Raw genomic sequence first — 294 nt, 5'->3', positions numbered from 1 at the left:
TCGACGAGAACGGCCAGGAGGTGCCCCGGGGCGCCCAAGGCGAGGAGATCTCACGCGGGCCCCACATGTTCGTCGGCTACCTGAACGAGCACGACCGCACCGACCGCGCCCTCACCGACGACGGCTGGTTTTTCAGCGGCGACCTGTGCTATATGGACGAGGAGGGCCGCATCCGCATCAACGGTCGCAAGAAGGAGGTCATCATCCGCGGCGGCGAGAATATCTCGGCCCGCGAGATCGATGAAGACATCATAGGCGCCCCCGGCCTGTCGAATTCCGCCACCATCGGCATGC

General features: G+C 65.3%; 1 pseudogene. It reads left to right on the top strand.

Features of this window, described 5'->3' with window-relative positions:
* Positions 1-294 (top strand): annotated as a pseudogene (locus NE591_RS14915) (AMP-binding protein); the annotation flags it as partial.

The organism is Adlercreutzia sp. DFI.6.23 (genome assembly GCF_024462535.1).
In the GTDB taxonomy this organism is placed as follows: domain Bacteria; phylum Actinomycetota; class Coriobacteriia; order Coriobacteriales; family Eggerthellaceae; genus Adlercreutzia; species Adlercreutzia rubneri.
Note: the sequence above shows the minus strand (reverse complement) of the source record. Positions and strands in the feature narration are given on the sequence as shown.